We start from the raw sequence: 24,249 nt of genomic DNA on the forward strand, positions 1-24,249 counted from the left end.
ATTAATTATACAGATAAACAAAAACTTAAGGCGGTTCAACTGGGCCACGACGCAGGCCCAGGCGACATTGCGCATGCCTTTTCTTTTCGTACCCAACTCACATATGGGTCTGTTTAGCGCAACAAAGATTGTTGATTGTTTTGTTATATTATAACATATCTATTCTATTTTACAGATGAGAGAAACAACGATGAAAAAGTTGCTAGCACTGGCGGTGAGTTCCGCCTTACTTGTAACGGCCTGCACGGGTGGGGATCGTACTTCAGGCTTGCAAAAAGGCGCAGCCTCTGCGACGGTAACTGAAGGGAACCCACTACAGGTATCAAGCACATTGCAATATCAATCACCGGATTTTAATACCATCAACGACGCACACTTCGCGCCGGCATTTGAACAGGGCATGGCTGAACAAATGACTGAAGTGAATGCAATTATCAGCCAAACTGATCCTGCCAGTTTTAGTAATACCATTGTTGCGCTGGAGCGAAGTGGTGAATTACTAAAGCGGACCCAGGCGATATTCTTTAACCTGTCTGGCACCGACTCCAATGCAGAGCGCCGGGCGCTACAGTCTGAATTGGCTCCTAAACTGGCCGGTCACTACGACAACATTTACCTGAATAAAGCCTTGTATGAGCGTGTAGCCCAGGTTTACGGACAGCTGAATGTGCTTAATCTCGGCGCGGAAGAAAAGCGTCTGACAGAAGTCTTTTACAAGCGGTTTGTCAGAGCGGGAGCCAAACTCAATGAGACACAACAAAAAGAGATCCGTGAGATCAATGCGTCATTATCGTCATTAACCACGCAGTTTTCACAACATTTGCTGGCACTGTCGAAAAGTAATGTTGTTTTAGTTCAGGACAAAGCAAAGCTGGCAGGCCTGACAGATGCCCATATCGGGCAGCTGGCACAAGCGGCTGAACAAGCCGGGCATCCGGGACAGTATCTGATCAAAATTACCAATACCACGCGTCAGCCTATTCTGGCCAAGCTCGAAGATCGTCAATTGCGTGAGCAGGTATGGCGCGCATCGGCTTATCGTGGTTTAAAAGGTGAAAACAACAATCGTGAAATTGTCGCACAGCTGGCACAGTTGAGAGCAAAAAAGGCGGCGCTATTGGGCTATGAGAGCTGGGCACACTATGGCCTGGATGAGCAAATGGCCAAGACACCAACCGCGGTTTATGACATGTTTGCCAGTATGGTGCCTGCGTTGTTGAAAAACGTTGAAGCCGAAGCACAAGCCATCAAAGACAAAGTTCGCGCCACGGGCGGCGACTTTGAACTACAGGCCTGGGACTGGTTATACTATGCCGATAAGGTTCGTCAGGATAAGTTCGATCTGGATGAGTCACAAGTCAAAGCCTACTTTGAATTTTATCGCGTTCTGGAAGATGGCCTGTTCTTTACGATGGAGCGCTTGTATGGCGTAACCTTTAAGCCACGTAACGATATTCCGGTTTACCACCCGGATGTGAAAGCCTATGAAGTCTTTGATGCCGACGGTACCAGTCTGGCACTTTTTATGGCTGACTACTTTGCCCGAGATGGCAAGCGCGGTGGCGCCTGGATGAGTTCGTTTGTACAACAATCAGGCCTGGATAATCAGCGCCCGGTTGTTATCAATGTGATGAACATCGAAAAAGCGCCTGATGGCCAGCCAACATTACTGAGTTACTCTGAAGCGACCACCATGTTCCATGAATTGGGTCATGGCCTGCACGGCATGCTGTCTCAGGTGACTTATCCGAGCTTAGCGGGGACGTCTGTATCCCGTGACTTTGTGGAGTTCCCGTCAACGTTTGAAGAAGACTGGGCGATCCACCCGGAAGTTATCCAAAACTATGCGAAGCATTACCAAACCGGAGAAGCGATCCCACAGGCATTGCTGAACAAAGTCATTGCCAGTCGCAGTTTTAATATGGGTTTCGATACACTGGAGTATGTAGCCGCTGCGCTTTTGGATATGGAATGGCATGCACTGGCAGCGGATGCGCCTTTGCAGGATCTGGTTGAGTTCGAACAAACTGCGCTGAGCAAGCACGACGTGAACATCGATTATGTGCCACCCAGATATAAATCGGCTTACTTTGCTCACTCAATGGGGGGCGGCTACTCTGCAGGTTACTATGCCTACATGTGGAGTGAGATCCTGGCGGCCGATGCCTTTGCCTATGTACAGTCACAAGGCGGGCTCAATCGCAAGATTGGCACTCACTATCGTAAGAATATTCTTGAAGTGGGTAACTCCCGCGACCTGATGGAATCTTACAAAGCTTTCCGTGGTGCAGAGCCGACCACCGAAGCGCTGCTTAAGCGCCGCGGACTGAACGTCGCACCATAAAGCCAACGACAGAAGGACTGCCATCAGGCAGTCCTAATACCAATTCACATTAATACATAACCAAATGGAGAGATTAAATTTGCCGATAACAGGGTTGAAAATTTCTCATTTAGAACCTTTACCTGAGGTATCAGTTCGCAAATTTTTGCCTCGTTATCGGCGAGATTTACTCGTCTCAAGATTGGCTGCTTAATTATGCGGGTTGGTATTACCAGCTTAAAATTCTTCGATATGTTATAATGTATCCTTTGTTGTGAAAGCCGTACAACCAGATACAGATGTAGGAGAAGATCATGACTAATGCTTTAGCCACCAATGAAAACCCAGAAATCCCAGCCAATCGGTATGCTGCCATATCCTCTGAGCCGAATATTCTGACGGATATTTATCGCGAAGAAATCAACCTGAGTGTCTGGCAATGTACGCTGAGTCAAGCACTTAACTCAGAAGTGGCGGATCTACTTAACGCTGCTAGTGAGTTGCAGCTGTCGATTGCGGCGACACCTGAGCATACCCTAGGTGAGTTGCACGCGGCGTCTGCTCTGCTTATTGATAAGCCAGCGCTGAGTGAGCATTTGGCAATGCTGGTGGATATGTTTTGTACGCTGTTTGAACTCAAACGTACCGGGCTCAGGCTCACGGTACTCAATAAAGCCATGTGTCCTAAATTCCATGTTGATCACATTCCCTGCCGACTGGTGAGTACATTGGGCGGGGTTGCCTCTCAGTGGTTGCCGCATGAAAAAGTGGATCGCAGCAAGCTGGGCGCGGGAAGCAAAGGCAAAAAGGACCATGAATCCGGGATTTATATCTGTCAGTCGGACATTCAGCAACTCAATACTGGCGATGTTGCCCTGTTGAAAGGATCTGGCTGGCTTGGCAATGAAGAGGGAGCCCTGGTACACCGTTCGCCGGCTCCGGCAGCAGGTGAAACGCGCTTATTGCTCACACTGGACTTTATTGACTAAGTGGTCGTTACTGTCTGCTGTTTGAGTGCACTATTAACTTAAGATAATGATATGAATAATAAAAAATATATATTTCCCTTTATAGCTTTGCTTACTCTGGTCGCGACTGATGCAGCTAAGGCATCTGTGGTTAACCAGACTAAAGGCAGTTTTGAGGACAAGTTTCGTCAACTTGACGAGGTATTGCCGACACCAAATGGATACAGGAATGCCGCTGGTGAGCCTGGAGAGCGATACTGGCAGCAGCAGGTTGACTACAAAATTAATGTGACTCTGGATGAAGCGCGCCGTCGTCTCTCTGGCAAGGAAGAAATCACTTATCACAATAACTCACCATACACACTGAAGTATTTGTGGGTGCAGTTGGATCAGAACATCTTTAAGCCAGATTCAATGGCGAACCAGAGTAATAATTTTGGTGGCATTGGGCGCAGGGGACCTAAAACACAAATTGGTAATGGCAAAGAGCCTGCCAAACTGAGTCTGGGGGAACTTCGCCGTCAGCAATTTATGGCCGATAATGAACTCGGTTATGAGATCCATGGTGTGACTGATAATTTTGGTAAGGCACTGAGTTTCACAACTGTGGGCACACAAATGCGCATTGACTTACCGCAGCCATTAAAGCCAAACAGCCAGCTCACATTTAACATTGATTTTGCCTTTAATATAGTAGAAGAAGATGCTGTATCAGCGCGTTCTGGATATGAGCATTTTGCTGACGATGCTCGCCCTGGCGGTAACGACATCTTTTTGCTAGCGCAGTGGTTTCCGCGTTTACATGCCTATACTGATTATGAAGCCTGGACCAATAAAGAGTTTTTAGGTCGCGGCGAGTTTACCCTGGAATTCGGTAACTACGAGGTGAATATTACTGTGCCTGCAGACCACATCGTCAGCGCGACGGGTGAATTGGTCAATGCTCAGGAGGTGCTGACTGCAACACAACTTGAGCGTCTTGAACAAGCCAAGCACACTAAGCGTCCGGTCTTTATTGTGACTGAGGAAGAAGCATTGGAAAACGAAAAAGCTGGCACCTCGAAACAAAAAACCTGGCAATTCAGAGCAGACAATGTGCGGGATTTTGCCTGGGGTTCATCACGCAAGTTTATGTGGGATGCCAAGGCATACCATCAGGATAGTGAAGAAACACCGATGGTGATGGCCATGTCTTTTTACCCTAAAGAGGGTGGAGACTTATGGAAGAAATACTCGACTGAGTCTGTTATTCATACCATGGAGGTCTATTCTCGCTTCTCTTTTGACTATCCTTACCCAACGGCGCAATCAGTCAATGGCCCGGTTGGTGGGATGGAATATCCCATGATCACCTTCAATGGCCCGCGTACAGAGCTGCAAGAAGATGGCTCCCGAACCTATTCACAGGCTGAAAAACGCTTTCTGATAGGGGTCGTGATCCATGAAATTGGTCATATTTACTTCCCTATGATTGTTAATTCTGACGAACGTCAGTGGACCTGGATGGATGAGGGCCTTAACAGCTTTTTAGATGGCGTTGCTGGCCGGGAATGGGATCCTAATATTCCCTGGGGCGTAGAGCCCAGAGACATCGTGGACTATATGAAATCTGAAATCCAGGTGCCGGTGATGACCCAGTCTGACAGTGTGCTCCGCTTAGGGCCAAATGCTTATACTAAGCCTGCAGTTGCTTTGAACATTCTAAGAGAAGTTATTTTGGGGCGTGAATTGTTTGATTTCGCTTTTCAGGAATATGCACAACGCTGGAAGTTTAAGCGCCCTACGCCTTCGGACTTTTTCAGAACCATGGAAGAAGCGTCAGGTGTTGATCTCGACTGGTTCTGGCGCGGTTGGTTTTATACGACAGATCATGTAGATATCGCTATCGACAAAGTATACAAGCTGCGTCTGGATACCCATAACCCGGACATCGACTTTGCCCGTTTACGCACTATTGAACAGAACAAGCCATCTTCTTTATTTGTTGAGCGTAATAAGGAAGAAGGACGTACTTTGTGGGTTGAGCGTAACCCGGATGTCCTTGATTTTTATGATGAACATGACCGCTTTACGGTCACGAATAAGGAACGAAATAAGTATCAGGAGTTTCTGAAGTCTCTTGAACCTTGGGAGCGTCGTACTCTGGAACGTGCTGTTCAGGAGGATAAAAACTACTATGTCTTAGAGTTTTCTAATCTGGGTGGTTTGGTGATGCCAATTTTGCTGGAGCTGACTTATATGGATGGCACCAAAGAGCAGCAATACATACCTGCTGAGATATGGCGTCGGGCCCCGAAAAAAGTACGAAAGCTCATTGTCACCGAAAAAGAGAAAGAAATCCAGAGTGTGGTCGTCGATCCGGGTTGGGAAACCGCCGATGTTGACGTCGAAAACAACCACTATCCAAGACAGATTGTTCCATCACGGCTGGAAGCGTTTAAAGCCAAAAAGCGCTCACAAAAAGTGCATCGTGACATTATGCAGGACATTAAAACTGAATTAGCACCTGAGAAAGAAAAGGATGAGACACAAGAGCGACATGATTAAGAGGTTACTAAGTACGCTTGGGGCTCTATTGTTAATGATAGGGCCGGCTTATGCGCATCAGCTAAAAGCTGCCCAGACAACGGTATTGTTTAACGAACAGACACGTTTGCTGGAGGTAATGCATCGTTTTTATCTACATGATGCTGAGCATGCCGTGGAGCACTTGTTTGGTGGGGGAGCGGATATTCTCCGCTCTGCTCATACACAGGCACAGTTCTCTCAGTATGTGGCTGGACAGTTTGCTATCAGGTCATTGCAAGATAAAGCCTTACCTCTGGCGGACGTTGGATTCGAAGCAGAAGGTAAGTTTTTCTGGGTTTACCAGGAGACAGCAATCCCTGAGCAGGTGAAAGGGCTTAAACTTTTCAATGGCGCATTGCGGGATCTGTGGCCAACGCAAGTTAACATGGTCAATGTAGAGGGCAAGGGTAAGGTAAAAACCTTGTATTTTGCCGATCAGGCTGACTGGTTACAGGTCACGTTAGAGCACTGATTTAGCGTTAGTTGCTTGTTTTTGCGTTTTATTGCCCTACTCAGATAGGGTTTTTCCGGAGGTAGAGTGGAACCTATCCTTGTACTGGTAGGCTTTTTGGGGGCGGGCAAAACCACGCTGTTGAAACGCTTGCTGCTTGAAGCTCAGCAAGCCGACAGGGATCCCTATGTGATCCTCAATGATTATGAGCACGCCGAACTGGATGCCAGACAACTGGCCGGACAGCTGAGCAAAGGGGCGTTAAAACCGCTTGATGGCAGCTGTATTTGTTGCAGCGGCATCACGGCATTGCGTGACAGTATTAATCGCATTCCACAGCGTAAACAGGGGATCACACTGATTGAAGCGAATGGCACATCCGATGCCTGCCGTTTAATGGGGTTTCTTGGCGTGGGATTGGATACTCGTTTTAAACCACCGGTACAGATTGCAGTGGTTGATGCCAAAAACTGGCAACGGCGTGGTGAGCACAATGCGCTGGAAGCGAATCAGGTGCAGGTCTCTTCGCTGGTTGTGCTCACACATACCACAGGGTTATCTGACGTGCGCATACAGGCCGTTAAGGATGAGCTGCACCAGGTCAATCCGAATGCCGCAATTCAGGATGTCAGTGAATTTGCCACTCTGCAACTGCCAGAGCTGTCGCCGGTATCGGGCAGTGTTGATGCATTTGAGCATCAAAAATCACACTGGGCATCCTGCTCTGTGGCGTTACCTTCGTTGCCAGACGAGGCTTGTATTGAGACTTTGTGCGCGCGCATTCCAAAGACCATACTGCGCGTTAAAGGCTGCACCCGGGTTGGCACAAGTCAGGACTATACCTATTTTGAGCGATGTCCGGATGGTGCTGTGTCGATAAGGCCATTTAAGGGGGAGCCGACCACAGGAAGCAAATTGCTGGTGGTTGGGCCAGGGAGTGACCCAACCAGACTGGGAGAGATTGTCAGTCTGGTTATGAGCGCGCGGTGAGTGCAAAGTGCGGCCATGTTGGTTGTCTAATGACAACGACCTGTTTGGCACAGATTGAAATTTTTATAGTGGCTGATCACCAGCAACACGCTGCCCAAAATAGTCAGCAGCTTTTCCCCTTCTTCGGCCATTAAGTCATGGGCAAAAAAGGCCGCGAAAAATAACACGCCAATGCCTGCCGTACCGTAGCCTAAAATACGCCACTGATTATGTTTTTTGCACCCGAGGAACAATGCGCTACTGCTGGTGGCCAGCACGCCAATCAGCAACCAGCGATGAAACGCTTCATCTGAAAAGAAGGTGGCACCGAATGCCGGAAGCAGAGCTACCAGCAGAGGCACAAACAAGCAATGAATGACGCACATCGCAGACAGGCTGATGGCGTATCTATCTAGCTTTTCAGATAAGTTCTTCATAGGTTCCTCATTTCAACAGACTGCTTAGATATTGTAAAAAGTGTGAGAACAACGACACAGATCTGATGGCGCAGATAAGACCTGAGCTGCTGGGTTTGTTATGTTATAACAATTTTGGTGTGTTGGAAATATGCAAATGACGAGCTTGTATAGATGAGATATAAGGTAAAGATAAAAAAGGCCTCAGTAGAGGCCTGATAAGTTGCTAATTGGCAGCGATATTAATGCCCTGAAGAGTTAGAACAGGACTCGTTATAATAGGCATCAGCCCCTTTATAATATGCACGAACCTCGCCCATGAAATCCTGTCTTAAATAGGTCTGACCATAAAACTCATACTTACCAGCGCTCGCATCTGTCTTAGTCAGTCTGATCCGTTCCTGTTTGTCGCTACGGAAGTCATTCAGGTTAAGTTTCAATGACTGAAACTTCTCTCCATTGCTCCCTTTGCCGTAATTGCCTTTCATTATGTAGCGACGATTATGCTGGCTGTAGTCGAAATGAGAGTAACCGCCGATAACCATCTGCCTGCTGGATTTTACGCAAACATGCAAATATTCCTGAAAGTCACTGAACGGATCACGCTTTATTTCTAAGTACAGTACGCCGTGATGCATAAAGTCACCGGTGAAGAAGTGTGGTTCGTTGGTTGGAAATGGCACGAAGTCGCCTGGACGAGTGGCTGAACCTGATGAATCACCTGCACCGAAAGAGTCGCTGCCGCCAAATGAATCACTCGCACCGAAAGAGTCGCTACCGCCAAATGAGTCGCTCGCACCAAATGAGTCATTTGCACCGAAAGAATCATTTGCGCCAAACGAATCGCTGGCCATCAGGGTGTCTTCAAATGCTTGTTGCTCAAACCCCGTTTCGTGATAGGGGGTTTGCTGGCCATCCATAATGGCGTCAACGGTATTCGCGATGGATTTACCTGCTGTGGTTGCCGCAAGTGCAACAGGCAGTACGGTCATAATATTGAATTTCATTTTCTATCCTTATGTTTTTTTGGAGGTTATTGTCCAAGGGACAATTTTGTTAAAACAGACTCACAGAATGTATCTAAACAGGGTTTCAGCTCAGTGAAATAATCCTGACTGGTTGCTGGTGGCAGATGATTAATATGGCTTGCTATCTGGCTATTAAGGTATTTGATTGACCCACTGAGAATGACATGGCTTAGCATCAGTTCAGGTTTATGGGTCAAATCTGTCAATGTGTTTATCAGGGTATTTTGCACCTCGAGGGTTGAATGGGCACGCAGCAGCGCGTTGCGCAATTGCTGTATTATCGCTATGCCAGGGTGTAATAATGAAGCGATATCAATGCCGCATGGCGTGTGATCTGAGGCATAAGTCTTTATGGTAGTGCGCGTTGCATCAATCGAGTGTTCCCCAAGTGTGATATCGGCAAGTCGAATAGTACGAGTGCCTTCAATAAACGCGCCGTGGCTGGTGTTATCGACGCGCAGGCGGGGTTGGGTTCGAAGAAGGGCTTCCTGTGCCAGCCTGGATTCATTATAAATCCTTGTTGTATAGACCTTATCACAGAAGTTACCCCGTACACTAAACTCTGCTGCAAACCTGGCCTCAGAGAGTGCACTGTCTGGATTAAAATACCCCGAGTGCCGGCTATGATGGTGCTGAGCTGTTTCGTAGCCATAATCGCAACCAAGTAAAATAAGGTGCTGAAATCCAAGCCGACACAGCGCAGCCGTAGCCATATTAGTCACTGTCGGGTTGCAGTGAAAGAGCGGGGTTAACCCAGGTTGTCGACTGGCCAGTGCGTGCGCACCAAGGTCATGACCTTTAGCAAACAAGATACGGTATTTAAACTGGTCGACAAAAGCCGGGTAGAGTGTATTCAGCCCTATCAGCACGACATCATTGAGTCTGGGGTCGGTCAGTTGCTCCTTTTTTAAGTAAAAAGTTGCTGCAGTACGTTCCATCTCGATTTGCAGATCGGGCACTATATTGTTGTGCAGCAGTGCGTTTAAGGCCGTACCGCACGATGCAACCAGCACTCGATTACGCACCGATTTTAAATAGGTGATATCTTGGTCCAGTGAAGGGCCATTACCAACCACAACCACTGGCACTTCCCCAACACCTGACAATGCAGCGCCATGGCCTGTGATGCGGTGCTTTTGGCTATTACTTTGGGTGTGCCTGAGCCCCATCAATTCGTCCTCAACAAAGCCCCACATACTTAATGCACTGTTGCGCCAGGCTTTAAACTCAGCCAAAAGTTGGTCAAACAAGGGGTGTGAGTAATGCCTGAAGACGCTGATGTCTGCAACCAGTTGTGTACCATGTTGTTTTATCAGTTGTTTGAAGGCTTGCTCAAAGTGTGTAAATTCGCTGCAACTCAGCACTGACAAGGTGCCGCTACGCTGCTGACAGAGGCGCTGTAATGCTTGCAGGTCACTGTGTATACAGGTCATTGCCCATTGCTCAGCATGCGGCTCGATCACTATCACATCGCTGTAATTGATGCGCTGAAGTAGTTCACTAATGTGATAGCCCGCACCACTTCCTAATATGACTAACGTGCCGCGCTGTGGTTTGGAGTTTGGCCGCCACCCCAGCTTAGTGGCATGTTCATTGAGCCGATTTATGGCTTGCTGGTGTGCATTATCTGAGTTTGGGGCGCTTTGGAAATGGACACTCAGATGCTGAGGATGCTGTAAGAATACCCCGGTTTGTGCCCGGCAACTCGCCTGTGCATCTGCACCGTAAAAGTCATGGGTGAGCTGCTGACTATCGGCCAGACTGAATGAGGTTATCTGCTGATTTAATGCATCGGGCAGTCGGTCAGCAAGAAAAGCCTGATTGCTTGACAGCAAGCGCTGCTGATCAGACGAAGGGGTGAGTTCCTTTACCGGTGAATGCACAGTTAAGCGTCCTTTTATTTTGTTTTTCTATACAGTTAAAGCCAGCTCATTGTACTCAAATTGATGTTGAGTGTATGCAATAAATTAGAGCAAATGTTATTTTAAGTCAAAATGATATGGAGCCTTCCAGAGGGGGGAAGGATTGCTTGCAAACGCAATTGTTGCAATTGTTTATTCTTGCGATTGGATAATGAAATAGTATGATATTTGGCTGTAAGCAGAGTCAGGTAAATAAGAGAAAGCATACCGAGTCAGGTGCACCGTAAATACTCGGATTTGTCGCTATTTTTTAGTTGTAAATGAGGTATTGTGGTGCAGCTCTAGGCTTACGGCTGCACGAAATATCCTTGCCATATGATAAGGAGGCAAACCGAGGTGATAGCCAGTGCAAGGTTAATGTATTTGTGTCTCTTTGTATTTACCATGTCCGTCACGGCACTTGGTTTGGAAAACAAGTAATTACATATAAAAGCAAACACTATAAATAAGCACACCTGTAGCCAGCTGAAGTTAAACAGTAATCCCGTCAAAATCAAGCTGCCAATCATGCTGAACGCGGCAAAATATTTAGCCTTTTTAGGTATTACCTGACATGCGCGCCAGTCACGTAAAATACAGCCAAATTTAGGGTGGTTAAGTAGCCAGGCTTCTAAAAAATCTGATGAGCGAGTAAAGCACCACAGTGCAATGATCAGGAACACTGTGGTTGGCATGACAGGTAAAATGGCGCCGATGAACGCCAGTATTAGTGCCACATAGCCACCTAACATATAGCTATATTTGGCGGCATTTTGTTTTAGTTTAAGCAACATCGGTTGTGAGGTTTGGAGTTTGGTTATAGCTCAACTCAACTAGCTGGTTGGCAAATTTAAAGGCTGCCTGAGCGCCACTGAGCATCTCTTGTTCTTGCTGTTCACTCAGGGTCAGTGATTCAATGTCTTGCATAAACTGGCGCCAGTGTGAACCCCTGCCTGCACCGGAACCAGAAAGAAAACGCGCGCCAAATGCACTATCCAGGCCCAATTTTTTAGCCTCTTTAGCCAATACCGCTGCACCCAGTTTTGAGCCTTCAACAACATAGAGCCAGCCCAGGCTTTCATGCAATGAAGCATTGAATTGAGCATTATTAATTATCTGAGTAGGTTGGGCCATATCCAAATCTTGAAAATCAGCAAGTAGCTGCTCGGTACGGTCTCGTGATTTTAAGTTGTTAATCATCAAGGCTAGCTGGTCACCCTGATATAAAGACGCAACATAGTTCATCAGGTGATATTGATAGCGTAAGAACAGGCCATAATGTTCTTTGCTGGCAAACGGAGACTGATCCATGATCTTTTTATCAAGCTGATCATGCACAGCGGATGTAGATGTTCTCAGTTTACTCATTCGGGGGTAATGCTCTGCTCTTAAGTTACTCATTTTGTCACTCAATAAAAAAGGTCTTACTATAGAGAACGAATGAGTTGGCAAAACCCTCAATATTCAGTGAAAAAAGAGTAGTGAGGGTTTTTTGAGCAGTGAAGGGGTAGGTAAAGTTGTCTGTCACTTCTTAATGAAAAAGGCAATGGGAACAGCCATTGTGATAGGGTTGCCCTCAACACTCCCCGGCGGTACTGGTAATGGCGCTGCTCTGTTGACCAGCGCGACAGCTTCATCATCCAGGGCGGCAATGCCACTAGCCCGATACAGGCTGACACTGAGCACGTTTCCCTGTCTGTCGATACTGAACTTGACCCAGGGCGCACCCTGTTGTGCACGAATTTTGGCACTGCGAGGGTAACGCTTCTTTCGTTCCAGGTGTGCCTGTACCTGGCCCCGCCACTGCATTTCAGCCTGCATATGGCTATTATTTTGCGTACCCTGCTGCTTAGCTGAGGTGTTCTGGCTGGCCTGGGCTTGTGCACTGGCCGGACTGCTTTTGGCACTATTATGGCTACTTTGAGTATCGCGCGGGGTATCTGGTTTTGCTGGTTCTGGTTCCTTTTGAACTTTCGACAGCGCTTTTTTTGGCGGCTTTGGTGCAGGCTTAGTGTCTGGCTGTTTCTGCTCTTTTGGCTTTTCCTTTGGTTTTGCTAATTTGACAGGAGATTCCGCGGACTCATTGGGTTTGACCTGAGTATCCGGCTGTGGTTGAACTTCTGGTTGTGGCTCAGTTTGTGTCGGCTGTACAGCTTTGGACTCTTCCTGCTGAGGGCCTTGTAATTCCTGGTTTTGCACCTGAGTTGATGCCGAAACAATACTAACCTCAAAAGTCTTTGGGCTTGATGCGGGAGGTGGTATCAGTTTAGTCGGAGCGTGCCACAATAGCGCCAGGGCAATGAACAGATGCAGTATCAATGCAGCTGCAATGGCAAACACCCACTTTCTGCGTTGTTGAGTATGCTGTGCGTAACTAGGACCTGCGAGCAGACTCATGGGTTTTGATCTACCTGCTCTTCACCCATCAGGGCGATTTTACTATAGCCAGCCTCAGCCAGTTGATTCATTAGTGCAATAAAGTCGCCATAGGGGACTGTGGTATCAGCACGTAATAAAATACTTTTGTTAACATCGACGCCTTGGTTTTTCAGTGTTTCAGCCAATGCACTACGCACAACAGGGGTCTCTTCTCCCAGTGTCAAAGACAAGTCTTTTTGCAGTGTAAGATATATCGGTTTTTCGTCCTGTGGTGTTGGCTCGCCGGTAACTGCGGGCAGGTTGACTGGCACATTGACTGTGGCTAATGGCGCTGCCACCATAAAAATGATTAGCAGTACCAGCATCACATCAATAAATGGCGTTACATTGATTTCGTGCTGCTCATCGGGTACTGCCGGGTTTTTATTGCCGCTCGAAAAAGCCATTAGCTCGCCGCCTTTAGGTTAGTTTGCTGATCCTGCGCGGTTATATTAAGCTCTTCGGACATCGCTCTGGCTTGAGGGTGAGTCCGATCCAGATCTCGACTGATAAGCACCATTACTGCGGTGACAATGTCGGCGGTTTGAGCGCTATAATGGGCGATGGCGCGAGAAAAATGGTTGTAAATCACTACGGCTGGAATAGCGGCAACAAGGCCTATTGCTGTGGCCAGCAAAGCCTCGGCAATGCCCGGAGCAACAACAGCCAGGTTGGTAGTCTGAGTCTCTGCGATACCGATAAAGCTGTTCATGATCCCCCAAACGGTGCCAAATAACCCGACGAAGGGCGCAACAGAGCCCACTGTCGCCAGCACACCCGTACCCTGATTCATATTGCTAGAAAGGCTTGTTTGTACGCGTTCCAGTCGTGCTATTATCCGTTCCTTGAGGCCGTCATCCGACACCACACCAGCACCAGATAGTTCGAGCTCATGCTTGGTAGCTGCCATCAGTAACATGACTTCGTGATCTATGTGCTCTGCGGCCTTATCAGCGTCTTTGAAGCTCTGACTGTTGACGAGTTTGGTTAACAATGTACTCGCATGGCTTGTGGCTTTATTCAGTTGCAGCGTTTTGAGTAACCAAATACCCCAGGTTGCAACGGACGCCAGTACAAGTCCTATCATTACACTTTTAACAACAAAGTCGGCAGCCATATACATGCCCCAGGGGGATAAATCATGGCCGGCAAAGGCGCTGTCTGTGCTATTTGCCAGCGCAAAACCCGGTAAAAACATGCAGGCAAAAAGAGTGAACATAAAACCTTGTATCGGGCGAAGAGACATGGACAGCTCCTGAATAACTAGAATATTGGTTAATAGAATCAAAATATTAAATCTTTTATATGAAAAGTGCTGCTCCATAGCGGGCGATAAATTTATCGCTTCCACTAATATTAGACGGCTGAAAACGCTAAACCCGTAAAATAAAAACGAAAAAAGTTATCAGAATAATTTATCAAAAATTACGCTTTAAATGAGATTGAATATCATTTACACTTTTGCGCTTTCCAGAACATAGTCCGAGAGAAAACGCTTTGTCCAGTAACACTTCAAACAGTCTTGATAGCTTATACCAGGAGCATTATGCGTGGCTGGTAAAGTGGATTTCGCGCCGTACACAAAACTGGGGAGATGCCCAGGATGTAGCGCAGGATACCTTTGTAAAATTACTGGGACGCCCAGATAAACTGGAAAACGTAAAAAGTACTAAAGCCTGGCTTGCAAAAATTGCAGATAATCTGGTTATCGATAAAGTGCGTCGTGAGATCCTGGAAAAAAATTATCTGACCATGCTGGCAAATATGCCAGAGGCACACACGCCTTCTGCCGAACAGAAGTGGGAAACATTGGAGTTACTTGAGCAGGTAGACCGATTATTGAATGGTCTCAAGCCAAAAGAAAAGTTGGCTTTTTTGTTGGTGCGCCTAGAGGGGATGGCGTATAAAGACGTGGCAGCTCAGCTGGAAGTGAGCTTGTCTTCAGCTGAAAAGTACGTGGCAAAAGCAATGATGGCTTGCTATGTCAATATGTATGGCCTGGAATGAGAAGACCGCTATGCTTGAATCATCACATACATCTTTAAGCATCTCTGAAGAAGTGGTGCGTCAGGCAATCGCCTGGCGAGTACGTTTGGAATCACGCGGGCAGGACGGTGACATAGTACGGGCATGTGAGCAATGGCGGCAAGCTGAGCCAGAACATGAACAGGCCTGGCAAAGGCTCTGTATGCTCGATGCCACGTTTAATAAAGTGACTGACTCGTCCACTGAGTTGGTCAAGCAAACCATTATCAATACCGATAGTGAAGTGAAGCTCAGGGGACGCAGGCAAGCTATCAAAACGTTGGGCGGTTCAGCCTTTGCACTGGCTAGTGTCAGCTGGTTGTCGTATGAACAAGGCTTATTAGACCCAATCTATACAGATCACTCCACCCGTGGAGAAAAAGCGCATGTGGCGTTGGCCGACAATAGCCAATTGTGGCTCAATCAGCATAGTAGTGTCAGCGTTGATTACAGCGACACCTGGCGCCGTATCGAAGTACCGCGTGGAGAAATACACCTTAGCGCAGCAAAAGATAAGCGACCGTTCGAAGTACATTCTAGTCATGGAGTGTTGAGCACCTTATGGGCGCAATTTAATTTGCGTGAGGGCAAAGATGCCTCCGTCATTCAGGTTGATGAAGGTGAGGTATGGATTGCAGCGAATAGTGGTTACGCACAGCGTGTAAAAGCAGGTGAAGTTGTGCAGTTTAGTCAGTATGACACTGATCAGCTTGTTGCAGAGATGTTTGATTACAGCGCCTGGGTAAATGGTTTTTTATCAGTGCGTGATATCCCATTGCAGCAATTACTCAGTGAACTGGGGCGCTACCGTACAGGTATACTGCGAAGCGATCCGAAACTGGCAAAGCACCCGATATCAGGTGTTTTTCAGCTGAATGACCATGATCTTATCTTGAAAACACTCGCACATACCCTAGGTGCAGAGCTTCAATATCGAACCCGTTTCTGGGTTCAACTTTCTTTAAAAGCAAACGCTTAAGTTCACTTACCTCAGTTAGCTCCAGACTCAATTGAAGTAATGAGAATAAATTTCATTTTCTTTTACGGGTTTGGGACCGCTATTCGGCTCAGTATATGAGAAACAAATTACGGAACCTAGTTTAATGCACAATCGCACGTCTTTACCTTTTATCCCAACTGTATTGGCCGCAGTCCTGAGCTGTGTTGGTTTACCTGCCATGGCAAACGAAACCAATATGCTGCCACAAACAGTCGAGTTCCGTCTGCCTGCTGGTAAGCTGGGTGATGTGCTGAACATATATTCGCGTCAGGCTCGGGTGACCTTATCGTTTGAAGAGCAGCTAGTTGAAGGCGTAACAGTACCTGCGATTTCAGGTCAGTTTGACAGTCAGACCATGTTGCTGACTTTGCTGAGCAATACCAATTTACAGGCCATTCCTGTTGGGGCGGGTGCTTGGGTCATACAGCCTAAATCCACCGAGGGTGTTGTCACCCTAGATACCATCCAGGTTGAAACACGCAGTGACAGTGCCAAAGCCAAAACTTATCAGACCTCAGCATCCGTGAATGTCGTTACAAAAGAGAATATTGAACGCTTTCGCGGTACCAGTGTGGGGGATGTTTTCCAGGGTATCCCCGGTGTCTTAGTCAGCGAAAATCGTAACTCGGGTGGTCTGGATATTAATATTCGTGGTATGCAAGGGCAAGGTCGGGTACCGGTTGTGATCGATGGTAGTCGTCAGGAAACAACTGTTTATCGGGGATATTCTGGCGTTTCAAGCCGCAGTTATATCGACCCGGATCTGATTGGTAACATGCAGATCAACAAAGGCCCTACGATGAGTGCATCGGGTACTGGAGCTACCGGTGGTGTTGTAAATGTTAAAACACTAAGAGCTGAGGATATTGTAGCCGAGGGAAAGTTAAGTGGTTATAGGGTGCGTCTTAGTGGCATAGGAAATAGCACCGAAGCTCCTGAACCTGGTACATATGCCGGCTACTATCTACCGCGTAATGCTTATCGCTCGGATTGCCGTTTTTCGGAATATTGTGAAGAAAAGTATTTAATGCCCGAACGTTTTGCACCGGAAGAGGGCATGGATCGTCCGTCTCTGTTTGATTTTTCCAGCTATGCCATGAGCCTGGCTGGCGCACAGCGGTTTGAGTGGGGTGATGTGCTGATGGCATATGCACATCGCAAACAGGGTAACTACTATGCAGGTACAAACGGGCCTGCACCCTCGTTGCACTATAGTGAGCCCCAAAAGCAGGCTTGGTATACCGAAACTGAAGTAGCAATGGAGGGGGTGTCACGCTTTCGAGCGAGTGAGCGTATTCCCAATACCAATTTTGCAAGTACCTCATGGCTACTTAGTACCACATTGGTATTACCACACGACCAAAGCCTGGAGTTGAGCTACATTCGCTACGATAGTGAATATGGTGAAATGATGCCGTCGCAGATACAGTCATTTGGACACGCTCGACAGTGGTTGAATAGTGAAGTGCTGAATCAGACCTATACCATCTCATATGGCTGGCAACCAGTGGAACTGGATGGTATCGATTTGGAGGCAAACTTGTGGCACACAGATACTGTAACAGATTTGAACACGCCTGGCGTTGGGTCGATTGAGCTGGAATCAAACACGGCGCGTACCGATGCATATCAACGTTGGGGGGCGGATGTCTCAAATACGATGCGCTTCTACCCAAAAGGTGAGTTGAAGTGGTCTTACGGTATTGCCGGCCAGTGGGAGGATATGGATACAGATACGCCGACAGACAGTGGGTTTTATGCTGGTTCCAGAAGTGGCTGGCGGGATGAATATAGCGCATTTACCAATGTGCTCTGGCAGCCTTGGCAGGCCTGGACCTTTGAGGCCGGCCTGCGATATACCCGCTTTACGTCGAAAGACAATAACCCATTGCCATTGAGCACCGATGATCCGGCCTGTGTAAGTGATGGTACTGGAGGATGTGAGGCTGTTTACTATCGTAATGAACACTCGGGCGGTGCACCTGTGTTCGCAGTTACGTGGGGATTTGCCAAACATACCCAACTATACGTACGTCATGCCAAAGCACTACGCATGCCGAGTTTATTTGAAAACACCTCTGGCTGGTCTGTGAGCCCGACATTGGATGTCGCTGTTAAACCCGAGCGTGCACTGAACCGCGAGCTAGGGATTAACTATTTCAATGAGAGTGCTTTCAAATGGGGGCATCAGGTTGGCGCCAAGTTGGCGGTGTTTAATAACCATGTTGATGATTATCTGACTCGTACTCGAGCTAATGCATGGGAGCAATCTCAGGGTTTGCAGGGCTATTTCCGATTGCGCAATATTGACAGTCTGACACTCAATGGAATGGAGGCGAACCTTAGCTATGATGCCAGAACCTGGCTGGTTGAATTAAATGGAACCCATTACAGCAAAATTGAAGTATGTAATGTTGCCAGCTACGTACGCTACTACTGCAACGACTGGGGCCTGCCTGAAAGCTATGTCAATAACATGATACCGCCAAACTGGCATGCCAGCCTGAATCTTGGTTTGCGACTGATGGGAGAAAAGTTGGAGTTAGGTTTGCGTGGTACGCTAATGGGCAAACGGAACTCTGTACCTGCAAACAATGCGAACCCCGGTTTTATCAAGCCTGTAGAGTGGCACAGCTATCGCCTTATTGATTTTTATTCTCGCTACAAATTTAACGACATGGTCGCAGTGGACCTGACCATAGACAATATCACGGATCGTTACTACCTCGATGCTTTGAGCCTCGGCTTAGTACCAGCTCCAGGCAGAACTGCAAAACTCAGCTTAACCCTCGAGTTTTAAACTCTTTAATCCTGACAACGGAGACATATATGAATCGCGCACTCAGTATTCTGGCTGCATTAGGGGTATCTGTTACCTTGACCGCCTGTGGCGGCAGCTCTGAAAACACTCAAACCACAACGCCATCAACGCAGAGGGGCAATGTTGCGAAACCGGTTGCAACCATCACGACAACATCAGCGAGTGAGAACATCTTTTCCGTTGAGGAAGGTGCCGTCAAAGTGCAATTAAGCGGTTCGCAAAGCTCAGGTGCCGAAAATAGTACCTTAACCTATGATTGGCAAATCACGACATTACCAGCCTTTAGTAAGGCTACTCTGAGTAGTAAAGATAGTGTGAATACTGAGTTTGAAGCAGAACTGCCGGGTGACTATGTGATCACGTTAGTGGTCAGCGACGGTGAGGTGAGCAGCGAAGTGAGCAAAGTTCAGTTTGAGGCAACCAGTAAAAAGCCGGTTGCGGTAGTGCCAAAAACACATTACCAGGTCCCTCTGGGCACTTATTCACTGGATCTGGATGCCAGCAATAGTATCTTGCCAACAGGTTCAGAAGGTGAGCTAACCTATACATGGAAACTACTCGAAAAACCAGCCGATAGCGCGGGTAAGTTAAACAATGCAGGCAGCGATGTTGCGTCAATTGAGCTGGATGTGACCGGTGATTATAAAATGCAGTTGGTGGCTAGCTTGGGCGACAACAATAGTGAGCCAGTTGATATTGTGGTAAGCGTTGAAGCTGCAAATGTGGCACCTGTGGCTAAGGTAGAGGATGTGACTGTTACTTTGGGTCAGACTGTGGTTTTGGATGCACATGAAAGCTACGATGCGGAAGGCAAGCCATTACAATATCGCTGGCAATGGCCATCAAGAGCTGTTGAACCGAGCAATGCTCCTGTACCTGAACTGACTGGTGATAAAACCAGTGCTGTGAGCTTTACACCGGTTGCAGCCGGGGAATACACCATGACCTTGTTTGTTTTCGATGGTGACCGAAAGAGTGATCTGACGGAAGTTAAAGTGACGGTTGAAGCCAATCCTAATGCACAGACTAATGCCGCCCCTGTGGGTGAACTACAGGCGACAGGTTACTTCCCATCTTACAGCATTGGTGAGCAAGAGTTAGGCCTGAGAGCCGAGTTTAACTTTGTTGGCTACGATCCTGAAAACGATGATATGCAAATTGTGGATGCCCAGCTGATCACAAAACCTCAGGGAAGCACCGCAGAATTGGTCGACATTGGGTCTTGGAAGCCACTGGGTAAAAAGATCCAAAAACTCGATGTTGTGGGTGATTACATTGTCCGCATGACGGTATCTGATGGTGTTAATGAGGTGACACAGGAAGCCAAAATGGTGGCCAAGATTGGCAATGTAAATGGCCAACCTTCTACACGTAGTGTTGATGCTCAGGCGAAGTCTGTGATTGTCGGTAATGATCTGGTCTTCGACGCTTCCAGCAATGATCCTAATGATGACCCTATTACTTTCCACTGGGAGCTGATTGATAAACCAGATGGAAGTAATGCTGTAATTGAGCCAGTTATTGAACCTGAGTCGCAGGAATATCGCCGTGCTAAGGTGAAGACTGATGTGCCTGGGTCCTATACTGCCCGCTTGATTGTTGAAGATGACCGTGGGCTGCGAGCTAAATCGTATTCACAGGACAGTGGTTTTGCGAAAGTCTCGAATTCAGTACCAGAGATTAGAACAGTGGTGTGGGCGCGCAACTGGAGTCGATTAAGTGCAGGTGAAGACTACTATCAGATCTTGCCATGTATGTCTTTATTGCATCGTCCGGTTGTTGTTGATGCGGATGGTGATGAAGTTTATACCCATGAAGAGCTGATCAGTACGCCAGCCTCTGGTGGCGAATTTACCAGCTATCCGGACGAAGCAGATTGTCCTGATAGCCGCGGTCAGGTATTCACTAAACCAGGTACTTATGTATTCCGTTATTCGGCAACTGATCTGATAGATGACGCTGAAGACTACGACTTTGTTGTGAAGGTAGATGCGATGGAAGATGCCAAAGGTGTCCGCCTGCGTAGTCTGAACGAAGACAATGAAAGCTTATGGCACCCATTACCATACGAAAATAAACCGCCTTACGCGAGTGACTTCTACGCAAGCTCTAAACCTCATCTGACAGAAGGCGCTGTGCAGTGGTCATTAACTGCAGTTGATAGTGATTACACGATTGAGAACGTCAAGGTTAGTCACATCAATGGTGGTCTTGCTAGTCTGACTCCTTATTTTGAGGGGCTGGCCGAAGGCACTGTGATCCCAAAAGGTGGTGATCTGGACTTCCGCACCATCGTACCAGCCGTCCCTTGCGTTCGTACTGAAGACAGAGCTGAAGGGTTCCACTTCTCTTTCAATATTAAAGAGGTACCTGAAATTACGTATGTATATGAAAGTTGGCGCGCAGCCAGCAATGGTATTTTGAGCGAATGGAAAGAGTGTGAACCAGGCGAATTGAACTAAATCATTGAGAGCAAAAGCAAGCCAAAGCGCGTTGAGGTAATTTAACGCGCTTTTTTATATCTGATAAATATAGAAAGTAAAGCTGTCAGTTTTGACCGTTTACCCCAGCGGTTAAAGTGAGCACACTCACCACAGCAAACAATAGCCAGGACCAATGCTTTCCTTTTGATAGACCTAACGCCAGCACGCTGTGAAGCGCAAAGGTCACCGCGGTGATTTTCAGCAGCGCAGCAGCGGTAAATTCAGGTGATGCCAGTGTAATTAACAGTGTGGCAAACCCCAGCCAGGCGATGGAAGTCAGATGCCAGGCAAAACGCAGCGTGCGAATGGTAAAATCGCTACTGCCAAACAGTTCAGGCAGGTTATCGCGCTTAAACAGCCGAATGAGAATATAGCGCTCACCAAGGTAGGAGTGGGCCAGCGAAACTAAAATTAACAACGCAGCGGCAAGGTAAAGCAGTACAGTCATAAATAAACTCCTGATTTGTAAGTTATTATATTAATTTTCTTTCGAGGCTAAACTCGGCATTGATCAGGTGTCAGCCTCAATAAGGAACACGGTGCTGCTCTGATCATGTCATCTGTTACCGACTGCGTCTTCGGTGACGGGAAGACATATTCGCTTTGCGCCGTTTGATATAAGTTGAAGACTGAAGTTGTATGGTGTGTTAGTTGTGTTAACGCTTCTTCCGTCAGGCCATCATAGCTGCAACTAATATTTGCGCTGTGCGTATAGTCTCCCCGGTCAAATCTGGCCTGGATAAGTACTTGGTATGATTCAGACGTCGGGCTTTCACGGGTAAGGCTGAACTGTATTGGCGTATTTACACCGGATAACTGAAAGGATTGCTGGTATTCCCTGTCTGTTGTTCGAATGGTCGTTAACTCGCTGAAAGCAGAGCTGTCTGCCAGGCCTGTCATGGTTGGCCAGTCTCCTGTCAATACGTGATTTCTGCAAGTGCGCCAGATCAATTGGTAACTGGGCATCACCACCTGGGTACGAATAAAAGATTCAGTGTAGCGTTCGGTGTCTGGTTGATTGACGTGTGCTGGTGAGGTCATGCACCCACAGAGCAAAGCAGGGAGCAGGCAATATCCGGGGTGGGCGTTCATAGGGTCACAATCCTTGGCTCAACAGGCTTTCTTTGTACCTTATTTATTCGGATATGGCTATGTTTTACAGGCCTGAATGCCAGAACACATGTCTCTGGCTGGCGTCCCTGCCAGTGAGAACAAAGCGTGATTAACTACAGCTAATAGAGTCACCACTGCTGTTATAACAGGTCTCAGTTTGCTGAATAATGTGACGGCACATATAGGCCACATTGTTTTCCATGCAGTTGAAGTAAGTGCCATAAATGCCTGAGCTTCCGACATTATAATCAACCCGCCATTCATAGTAAGAATACGGCAGAGTCGATTGGTCGCTCAGCCAGCGCGCAAAGACGGCACCGGATACAATGTCGTATAACGGAGTCGGGCGGACACCCAGGCTACGCCAGCCATTGTTATAGCCAGAGTATTCACCGGACATTTCAACCACCGCGTTGGCCGCCTCGTAATAGGGGTTATTAAAGTTACTGCGGTTATCCACCTTAGACAACAAGCCCTGATAGTCTTTTACCCAGGTGGTGCCTTCACAGCTGTTCAGAAACACCATACCCTTGTCATCGCCTTTACCACAGGTGCCCTGAGGCGCAGCGTCGGCACTCCAGATGTAGTCGGCACTTTTTCCGCCATGAATTTTTGCTTCATAGCCACTCGAAGAAGTGATGATCACATCATTGTCTTTACCGCCTTCCTGGTTGGAGTTTTCGCCATTGGTAAAGAGGATATCGTCACCATTGTTACCCCAGGCTTTGTGCCAGCGCAGGCTGTTTGGATTACCATCGCCATTTTCGAACAAGGCATCGTTGCCATTGCCGCCATGTAAGCGATCTTCGCGGCCGCCATTGCCGGTCAGGTAGTCATTGCCATCTTCGCCATACAGGGTGTCATGACCGTTGTCGCCGCTGAGTACATCATGACCCGCGCCGCCGTAGAGTTTATCGTTACCATCGCGATTACTGTTACAACTGCTCTGCTCATAAATATAGCCATTGTTGGCATTGGCCAGACGACAGCCACCGCCCAGATAGTCGTTGTCGTTGCCACCATAGAGTACATCGGTACCCTGGCCACCCATCAGCAAGTCGCCGCCATTATCACCCCATAGGGTGTCGTCGTTATAGTCACCAAACAGTTTGTCATGATGGTTGCCGCCCTTGAGCTGGTCGTTACCCCAGCCACCGTGAAGCGTGTCGCTGCCATCTTCACCGAACAGCTGGTCATTACCACTATTGCCCTTGAGGGTATCGTTGCCCCGGCCACCGTAGAGCCGATCGTTCTGATTACCCGAGATCAGGGTGTCATTACCATATTGACCGTACAAGGTTTGCGGCACCGAAATATTGCTGGCATTGAACGAATCGGCCCCATTGCCCAGGCGGGCTTCAAGCGCACTGATCTGGCTCATAAAGAAGGTTTCACAGCTACTGTTGCTACCCAATTTACGGGTCACGGTCAGAGTATCGCCAGATTTACTGAGGGTGAACTGTTCGCTGTGACCTGAGCCCTTAACTTTCAGTGTTTCGCCATCCAGGTATGCTGAAGCGCCGCCCGTAAGCCCGCTACAGGCTGCCATTGCCTGCCCAGAGGTGCCCAGCGTAACCGCCAGGCAGAGCGCATTTAACTTGGTGTTCATTCGCGTTCCTTAGTTTCTTATTTTAGGTACTTTTATGCTGAGGGTAGCGGACAAATCTGCATGGAATATGGAGTGACTGGTCTGTACTGTTTTGTTTTTACTTCTTTTTAATGAAAAAGCACTATGCAGCCAGTGAACAATACCAAGTACCCGTAC

Annotated in this window: 20 protein-coding genes; 9 read left to right on the forward strand and 11 right to left on the reverse strand. The window is 47.7% G+C overall.

The genetic code is table 11. The features are described 5' to 3' along the window. The first annotated feature begins 190 nt into the window (after nt 1-190). From NH568_RS06625 to NH568_RS06645, 5 genes are all read left to right on the forward strand, one after another. Complete coding sequence (locus NH568_RS06625) at nt 191-2,344, forward strand: M3 family metallopeptidase (RefSeq protein WP_253045954.1); 2,154 nt, start codon at nt 191-193, stop codon at nt 2,342-2,344. 293 nt (nt 2,345-2,637) lie between these two features. Beyond that, nucleotides 2,638-3,312 (forward strand): DUF1826 domain-containing protein, encoded by a 675-nt coding sequence (locus NH568_RS06630; RefSeq protein ID WP_253045957.1) that lies wholly within the window; start codon nt 2,638-2,640, stop codon nt 3,310-3,312. A gap of 51 nt (nt 3,313-3,363) precedes the next feature. Then, nucleotides 3,364-5,838 carry a M1 family metallopeptidase gene (locus NH568_RS06635; protein WP_253045959.1) on the forward strand — a complete coding sequence of 825 codons (2,475 nt, stop codon included), beginning with the start codon at nt 3,364-3,366 and terminating at the stop codon, nt 5,836-5,838. Continuing rightward, complete coding sequence (locus tag NH568_RS06640; RefSeq protein ID WP_253045964.1) at nt 5,831-6,331, forward strand: DUF6702 family protein; 501 nt, start codon at nt 5,831-5,833, stop codon at nt 6,329-6,331. The genes NH568_RS06635 and NH568_RS06640 overlap by 8 nt, the downstream gene beginning before the upstream one ends. A 66-nt stretch (nt 6,332-6,397) precedes the next feature. Beyond that, on the forward strand, nt 6,398-7,300 hold the full coding sequence (locus tag NH568_RS06645) for a GTP-binding protein (RefSeq protein ID WP_253045973.1): 903 nt from the start codon (nt 6,398-6,400) through the stop codon (nt 7,298-7,300). Nucleotides 7,301-7,326: 26 nt separating this feature from the next. Here NH568_RS06645 and NH568_RS06650 read toward each other — a convergent pair whose 3' ends face one another. The 8 genes from NH568_RS06650 to exbB all read right to left on the reverse strand — a co-directional run bounded on the left by NH568_RS06650 (nt 7,327) and on the right by exbB (nt 14,288). After that, complete coding sequence (locus NH568_RS06650) at nt 7,327-7,716, reverse strand: MerC domain-containing protein (RefSeq protein WP_253045978.1); 390 nt, start codon at nt 7,714-7,716, stop codon at nt 7,327-7,329. Between the two features lie 221 nt (nt 7,717-7,937). Continuing rightward, nucleotides 7,938-8,702, reverse strand: coding sequence for a hypothetical protein (locus tag NH568_RS06655; protein WP_253045979.1), 765 nt, complete (start codon nt 8,700-8,702; stop codon nt 7,938-7,940). Nucleotides 8,703-8,728: 26 nt separating this feature from the next. After that, nucleotides 8,729-10,606, reverse strand: coding sequence for a 6-hydroxymethylpterin diphosphokinase MptE-like protein (locus tag NH568_RS06660; protein WP_253045980.1), 1,878 nt, complete (start codon nt 10,604-10,606; stop codon nt 8,729-8,731). A gap of 326 nt (nt 10,607-10,932) precedes the next feature. Continuing rightward, complete coding sequence (locus NH568_RS06665) at nt 10,933-11,418, reverse strand: YbaN family protein (protein WP_366040903.1); 486 nt, start codon at nt 11,416-11,418, stop codon at nt 10,933-10,935. Then, nucleotides 11,408-12,025 carry a biliverdin-producing heme oxygenase gene (locus NH568_RS06670; RefSeq protein WP_253045981.1) on the reverse strand — a complete coding sequence of 206 codons (618 nt, stop codon included), beginning with the start codon at nt 12,023-12,025 and terminating at the stop codon, nt 11,408-11,410. The genes NH568_RS06665 and NH568_RS06670 overlap by 11 nt, the downstream gene beginning before the upstream one ends. Before the next feature lie 123 nt (nt 12,026-12,148). Continuing rightward, on the reverse strand, nt 12,149-13,021 hold the full coding sequence (locus NH568_RS06675; RefSeq protein WP_253045982.1) for an energy transducer TonB: 873 nt from the start codon (nt 13,019-13,021) through the stop codon (nt 12,149-12,151). Beyond that, nucleotides 13,018-13,449, reverse strand: coding sequence for a biopolymer transporter ExbD (locus tag NH568_RS06680; protein ID WP_253045983.1), 432 nt, complete (start codon nt 13,447-13,449; stop codon nt 13,018-13,020). Before NH568_RS06680 ends, NH568_RS06675 begins: the two co-directional genes overlap by 4 nt. Continuing rightward, the gene (gene exbB / locus NH568_RS06685) at nt 13,449-14,288 is read right to left on the reverse strand and encodes a tonB-system energizer ExbB (protein ID WP_253045984.1); all 840 of its coding nucleotides are present in this window, start codon (nt 14,286-14,288) and stop codon (nt 13,449-13,451) included. Before exbB ends, NH568_RS06680 begins: the two co-directional genes overlap by 1 nt. 251 nt (nt 14,289-14,539) lie before the next feature. On the opposite strand from exbB, the gene NH568_RS06690 reads away from it, so the two are divergent. The 4 genes from NH568_RS06690 to NH568_RS06705 all read left to right on the forward strand — a co-directional run bounded on the left by NH568_RS06690 (nt 14,540) and on the right by NH568_RS06705 (nt 21,350). Then, nucleotides 14,540-15,049 carry a sigma-70 family RNA polymerase sigma factor gene (locus tag NH568_RS06690; protein WP_253045985.1) on the forward strand — a complete coding sequence of 170 codons (510 nt, stop codon included), beginning with the start codon at nt 14,540-14,542 and terminating at the stop codon, nt 15,047-15,049. Between the two features lie 10 nt (nt 15,050-15,059). Beyond that, nucleotides 15,060-16,046, forward strand: a complete 987-nt coding sequence (locus NH568_RS06695; protein WP_253045986.1) for a FecR domain-containing protein — start codon at nt 15,060-15,062, stop codon at nt 16,044-16,046. A gap of 124 nt (nt 16,047-16,170) precedes the next feature. Continuing rightward, a complete protein-coding gene (locus NH568_RS06700) occupies nt 16,171-18,867 on the forward strand; it encodes a TonB-dependent receptor (RefSeq protein WP_253045987.1) in 2,697 nt (898 codons plus the stop codon). Between the two features lie 29 nt (nt 18,868-18,896). Next, nucleotides 18,897-21,350, forward strand: a complete 2,454-nt coding sequence (locus NH568_RS06705) for a hypothetical protein (RefSeq protein ID WP_253045988.1) — start codon at nt 18,897-18,899, stop codon at nt 21,348-21,350. An 85-nt stretch (nt 21,351-21,435) separates the two neighbouring features. Here the strand turns inward: NH568_RS06705 and NH568_RS06710 are convergent, their stop codons facing one another. From NH568_RS06710 to NH568_RS06720, 3 genes are all read right to left on the reverse strand, one after another. Beyond that, on the reverse strand, nt 21,436-21,819 hold the full coding sequence (locus NH568_RS06710) for a hypothetical protein (protein ID WP_253045989.1): 384 nt from the start codon (nt 21,817-21,819) through the stop codon (nt 21,436-21,438). A gap of 47 nt (nt 21,820-21,866) precedes the next feature. Continuing rightward, nucleotides 21,867-22,463: a hypothetical protein gene (locus NH568_RS06715; protein ID WP_253045990.1), complete on the reverse strand. Its 597-nt coding sequence runs from the start codon at nt 22,461-22,463 to the stop codon at nt 21,867-21,869. A 130-nt stretch (nt 22,464-22,593) separates the two neighbouring features. Beyond that, a complete protein-coding gene (locus NH568_RS06720) occupies nt 22,594-24,093 on the reverse strand; it encodes a calcium-binding protein (RefSeq protein ID WP_253045991.1) in 1,500 nt (499 codons plus the stop codon). Nucleotides 24,094-24,249: the final 156 nt, after the last annotated feature.

It is taken from the genome of Pseudoalteromonas sp. XMcav2-N, from assembly GCF_024124545.1.
GTDB lineage: Bacteria > Pseudomonadota > Gammaproteobacteria > Enterobacterales > Alteromonadaceae > Pseudoalteromonas.